This window comes from Mesorhizobium sp. M1A.F.Ca.IN.020.06.1.1, from assembly GCF_004023265.1.
GTDB lineage: Bacteria > Pseudomonadota > Alphaproteobacteria > Rhizobiales > Rhizobiaceae > Mesorhizobium.
On the sequence record NZ_RZSR01000379.1, the window covers coordinates 1 to 5,246 of the forward strand.

Here is a 5,246-nt window from a genome sequence, read left to right on the forward strand (position 1 = left end):
ATCCTGTTCCACTGCGACATGGTGATCGCCTCCAGGGGCAGCACGTTCAGGGTGCCGTTCGTCGATTTCGGCCTGGTGCCGGACGCGGCGACCAGCATCCTGGCGCCCCAGAAGCTCGGCTATGCCGGCGCCTTCCGCTTCTTCTGCCTGGGCGACACGCTGGGCGTCGACGACGCCAAGGCGCTTGGCCTTGTCGGTGAGATCGTGGAAGGCAGCGCCGAGGAAATAGCCTTGGCGCGGGCAAGGCAGCTCGCCAAGAAGCCGGTTGCCGCGCTGTTGCAGACCCGCGGCCTGCTCAAGGGGGATACGGACGTTCTGTGCGACCGCATCGACCATGAGATATCGCTGTTCCAGCAAGCGCTGCAGGACGACGCCACGCTGAAGCGTTTGCAGCGGATCGCCCGCCTCGCGGCGTGACACCTTGGTGGAAAGTCTCAGCGCCGCGTACCCGCGAAGGTGCGCGGCGCTGTAGTGTTGGCCGCCGGCCGCGGGCACGGTGCAAGCTATTTCTCCAGGAACGACCGGCCTTCCCCGATGATCTTCTTGTCGGGCTTGCCGACGGCGTCGAGGTCGCGGCCGTCATAAGGCAAGGACAGAAGGATACGCTGGATCACCGCAAGCCGCGCACGGCGCTTGTCGTTGGCGCGCACGATGATCCAGGGCGCGAACTCCTTGTGAGTGCGCTCGAACATCAGGTCGCGCGCCTTGGTGTAATCGTCCCATTTGCTGATGCCGGCGACGTCGATCGGCGAGAATTTCCAGTTCTTCAATGGCGACCAGCGGCGATCATGGAACCGTTCAAGCTGCGTCTCGCGACCGATGTTCAGCCAGAATTTGAAGAAGTGGATACCCTCGTTGCAGATCATCCGCTCGAAATGCGGCGTCTCGTCGAGGAATGTCTCGTGCTGCTCCGGGGTGCAGAATCCCATGACCGGCTCGACGCCGGCGCGGTTATACCAGGAGCGGTCGAAGGTGACGAACTCGCCGGAGGTCGGGAAATGGTCGACATAGCGCTGATAGTACCATTGGCCATGCTCCGTCGGCGTCGGCTTGGTCAGCGCCACGTTGCGTGCCGTGCGCGGGTTCATGTACTGCCGCAGGACGAAGATCGTGCCGCCCTTGCCAGCCGCGTCGCGCCCCTCGAACAGCGCCAACACCCGTTTGCCGGTCGCCTGCAGCCAGGCCTGCGCCTTGACCAGCTCGATCTGCAGCCGCTCGAGTTCCTCGTCGTACTCTTCACCCTTCATCTTCTTGTCGTAGGGATAGCCGCCGGCGGTCAGCTTGTTGTCCTCGATCCAGTCCGGCAGCACCGGGTTGTCGATGTCGAACTCGCGTTCCTTACCCCCTATCCTCATCTTGATCGGTCCTGCGGCAGGCGCCGCGTCGGCATTTCCCTCGGCTTTTTTCATCGGGGCGAACCTTTCCAGCTTGCGGACTCGTGCTATGGGAGCCTCTGAGGCGTTGCGTCCGTCTGGACGCGCGGTAGCACTTTGATTTTGCGCATGAACACTCCAGAAAATCGATTCCGATTTTTGGGGGTCATGCGCAGGTCCAGTCGGCTGACCTTTCACCGACGGGGATACGAGGCAGCGCATGGTCGATAAGGGCGCAGACCAGAAAGGCGCAACGCGGGCAGCCATAGCCCAGCTGCGGCGCAGCCGCTGGTTGCTGGCCGCGGCCCTGGTCGCGGTCCTCGGCGTCTATGGTTTCGGCGGCCTTTCGATCTTTGTGCCTCTGCTGGCCCTCGCGTTGCTGGTCGCGGCCGCAATGCTGCCGACCGCCGCCGAGCGCCAGTCAGCCGGCGGGACTGCCGCCGTCGAAGTCGGCGGGCTGCAGCGGCTGTCCGGCGAATATCTGGCCGCCGCCGTTGCCGATCCGCTGATCATCTTCGACCGGACCGCCACTATCGTCCACGCCAACGCGGCCGCCTTTGCCGCCTTCGGTGGGCTGGCCCCCGGCATGTCGCTGTCGCTCAAATTCCGCGCGCCGGAAATGCAGGCTTTGCTTGACGGGATCGTCTCGGGAACTATGGCGTCCGATGTCGTCGACTACACGGAAAAGCTGCCGGTCGAGCGCACATACCGGGTGAGCGCGTCCTCGGTCGGCCATGGCACCGATCTTTACGTGCTGGTGTTCAAGGATCAGAGCGAGGCGCGCCGCATCGAGCGCATGCGCGCCGACTTCATCGCCAATGCCAGCCATGAGCTGCGCACCCCGCTCGCCTCGATCGCCGGCTTCATCGAGACGTTGCGCGGGCCTGCCCGCAACGACGCGGCGGCGCGCGACCAGTTCCTGCAGATCATGCAGAACCAGACGGGCCGCATGGCGCGCCTGATCGACGACCTGTTGTCGCTGTCGCGGCTGGAGATGAAGCCCTATCTGCGGCCGGGGACCGAAGTCGACCTTCGACAGACCATCGACAGCGTCATCGACTCGCTCGCGCCGCTGGCCAACGAGAACGGCATCGCCATCGAGCGGGACTTCATCGATGGGCCGATTTCCGTGCCGGGCGACCGCGACGAGCTCTTCCAGGTTTTCGAGAACCTGCTGGAGAATGCCTGCAAATACGGCCAGTCGGGCGGACGCGTCACCGTGTCGATAGCACACGCCGAGGACGGCCACGACCCAGGCATCGACGTGACCATAAGGGACTATGGTCCAGGCATTGCCGAGGAACACATCCCCCGCATCACGGAGCGCTTCTACCGCGTCGACGTGGAAAACAGCCGGACTCAGAAAGGCACCGGCCTTGGCCTTTCGATCGTCAAGCATATATTGACACGTCATAACGCAAGGCTGTCGATCAAGTCGGAAGTCGGCAAGGGCGCGGCGTTCACGGTTCATTTGCCGGCTCAATGATCCTATATTGGTTGGCAACCGGCATTTTCTTTTTTCTGTCATCCGGCTCGCGTATCAGCGGCAGGTTGAGGGAACGCACCAGCCGGCAGGAACCGAGAAGGCATATCGATGCAGTCCGTCCACATTGTCAGTGCCTATGACGAAGAACTGAAATTCCTGTCGAAGCGCATCGCCGCCATGGGCGGGCATGCCGAGCGCATGGTCGAGCAGGCTATCGCGGCCCTCGTGAACGCCGATCCGGGTTTGGCACAGAAAGTCATCCAGGACGATCTCGTTCTCGACGAGGGACAGCGCGAGATCGACGACAAGGCGATCGTCATCATCGCCAGGCGCCAGCCGATGGCGACGGACCTGCGCGAGATCGTCGGCGCCATCCGCATCTCGGCCGACATCGAGCGCGTCGGCGATCTCGGCAAGAACGTCGCCAAGCGCGTCGCGGCGGTCATTGACGGCCGCCAGCCGAGCAGCCTCTTCCGCGGCCTCAAGGCGCTAGCCGATCTGGCGTTGACGCAGCTTAAGGAAGTGCTCGACGTCTATGCCTCGCGCTCGGTCGAGAAGATCGGCTTCGTGCGCGACCGCGACGACCAGATCGACGCCATGTACACTTCGCTGTTCCGTGAACTTCTGACCTATATGATGGAAGATCCGCGCAACATCACCCCCTGCACCCACTTGCTGTTCTGCGCCAAGAACATCGAGCGGATCGGCGACCACGCCACCAACATCGCCGAAACCATCTATTACATCGTCACCGGCGACCAGATGCCGGCCGAGCGGCCGAAGGGCGACAAGACCGACCAGGTGGTGTTGCCTGGCCCAGTATCGGCCGGGTGACGCGGTATCGGCGACCCAAGATCGGCCAAGTGAAGGGGCGGCCACTCGAACGGCTTTCCAATTTAGGCTAAGCTATTCCAGGTGCAGCAGTTTTGTCAGTCGCCGTCTCGGAGGTTTTGCGATGGAGCAAGTTCGAAACCTGACCGCGGCCCCGCAGCCGACATCCGGCATTGTTGCGTGCAGCGTCTATTCCGCCGGCAAGCGCGTCGCCGACATTACGATCGAAGAGGCCGGCATATGGGCGGCAAAGCCCGGCCATGTCGTCTGGATCGGCCTGCTCGAGCCGGACCGCAACCTGCTGCTTAGGGTGCAGGCGCAGTTCCATCTGCATGATCTGGCGATCGAAGACGCAGAACACCCGCATCAGCGGCCGAAAATCGAACAGTATGGCGATGCCTTGTTCATCGTCGCCCGCACAGCGCAACTGATCGATGGCCGCGTCACCTTCGGCGAGACGCATCTCTTCGTCGGCACCGGCTATATCGTCAGCGTCAGGCACGGCCCGTCGACCTCTTACGCCGCGGTGCGCCAGCACTGGGAAAGCTGCCCGTCCTCGCTCGCCAAGGGCGAGGATTCGTCCTCTATGCAATTCTCGACTTCATCGTCGACAACTACATGCCTGTGCTCGAGCAGATCGAGGACGAGGTCGAGCAGATCGAGGACAAGGTGCTGCTGAAGCCGATGAGCGGTGGCGACATCGAGCGGCTCTACATGCTGCGCCGCGATCTGCTCAGGCTGCGCAACGCGGCGCTGCCGCTGGTCGAGGTCTGCCGGCGGCTGACCAGCGCCGAGCTGCCGCAGATCCATGCCGCCATGCATCCGCTGTTCCGCGACGTGACGGACCACATCCGCACCGTGCAGGAAAAGATCGACAGCCTGCGCGAGGTGCTCGCCTTCGCCTTCGAGGCAAGCCTTCTGGTCGGACAGAGCCAGGAAACGGCGATCTCCAAGAAGCTGGCCTCATGGGCGGCCATCCTGGCGGTGCCCACGGCCTTCGCGGCATTTACGGCATGAATTTCGACGACATGCCTGAACTGAAGATGGAATACGGCTACCCGACAGTCCTGGCCGCCATCGCGCTGATCTGCGCGTTTCTGTATTGGCGGTTCAGGAAGAATGGATGGCTGTGAAATAGCGAACAGCGAATAGCGATAAAGAAGCTTGTGCCGGACTCGAATATCGATGTTATTCCTATTTCGTTCGCTATTCGCTATTCGCTATTCGCTATTCGCTTAGCGGCTTCTGCGCCTTTCCGCCGCCGGCTGGAACGCCACCCTTGCATGGTATTTGCAGTACGGCCCGGTTTCGCCAGCGTCGTTGCCGCAGAAGCTAAAGTCTTCCGACAGCGGATCGCCGTTGGGCCATTTGCAGGTGCGCTCGGTCAGCTCGACGAGCTGCAGGTTGCGCGAGATTGGCACGACAACGTTCTCGACCGGGCGGATATAGTGGCGCGCCACCGGCTCCGCCTCGAACTGCACCTGCAGAGCGGTCGCGCCGATGGAGGCCGTCACATGACGGGCTGCGCTGGCGGCACGAGCCACGGACTTCTGCAT

5 protein-coding genes and 1 pseudogene are annotated in these 5,246 nt (G+C 62.8%); 4 read left to right on the forward strand and 2 right to left on the reverse strand.

The window, feature by feature from the left end:
- Nucleotides 1–417, forward strand: a 417-nt coding sequence (locus tag EOA60_RS17445) for an enoyl-CoA hydratase-related protein (protein WP_245502574.1), incomplete at its 5' end; no start/stop codon positions are given.
- A gap of 86 nt (nt 418–503) precedes the next feature.
- Here the strand turns inward: EOA60_RS17445 and ppk2 are convergent.
- Complete coding sequence (gene ppk2, locus EOA60_RS17450; protein WP_127335168.1) at nt 504–1,409, reverse strand: polyphosphate kinase 2; 906 nt, start codon at nt 1,407–1,409, stop codon at nt 504–506.
- A 184-nt stretch (nt 1,410–1,593) separates the two neighbouring features.
- Between ppk2 and EOA60_RS17455 the strand changes: the two genes are divergently transcribed.
- From EOA60_RS17455 to EOA60_RS17465, 3 genes and pseudogenes are all read left to right on the forward strand, one after another.
- Nucleotides 1,594–2,859, forward strand: a complete 1,266-nt coding sequence (locus EOA60_RS17455) for an ATP-binding protein (protein WP_095826062.1) — start codon at nt 1,594–1,596, stop codon at nt 2,857–2,859.
- A gap of 108 nt (nt 2,860–2,967) precedes the next feature.
- Nucleotides 2,968–3,693, forward strand: a complete 726-nt coding sequence (gene phoU / locus EOA60_RS17460; protein ID WP_067322722.1) for a phosphate signaling complex protein PhoU — start codon at nt 2,968–2,970, stop codon at nt 3,691–3,693.
- A gap of 121 nt (nt 3,694–3,814) precedes the next feature.
- A pseudogene (locus EOA60_RS17465) lies at nt 3,815–4,823 on the forward strand (magnesium and cobalt transport protein CorA).
- 102 nt (nt 4,824–4,925) lie between these two features.
- Here EOA60_RS17465 and EOA60_RS17470 read toward each other — a convergent pair.
- Nucleotides 4,926–5,246: GcrA family cell cycle regulator (locus EOA60_RS17470; protein WP_281060750.1), on the reverse strand; the 321-nt coding region annotated here is incomplete at its 5' end.

Bases quoted from the DNA above. Each gene is read 5' to 3' on its own strand.
- ppk2 (WP_127335168.1), bottom strand. From the start codon at position 1,409: ATGAAAAAAGCCGAGGGAAATGCCGACGCGGCGCCTGCCGCAGGACCG.
- EOA60_RS17455 (WP_095826062.1), top strand. From the start codon at position 1,594: ATGGTCGATAAGGGCGCAGACCAGAAAGGCGCAACGCGGGCAGCCATA.
- phoU (WP_067322722.1), top strand. From the start codon at position 2,968: ATGCAGTCCGTCCACATTGTCAGTGCCTATGACGAAGAACTGAAATTC.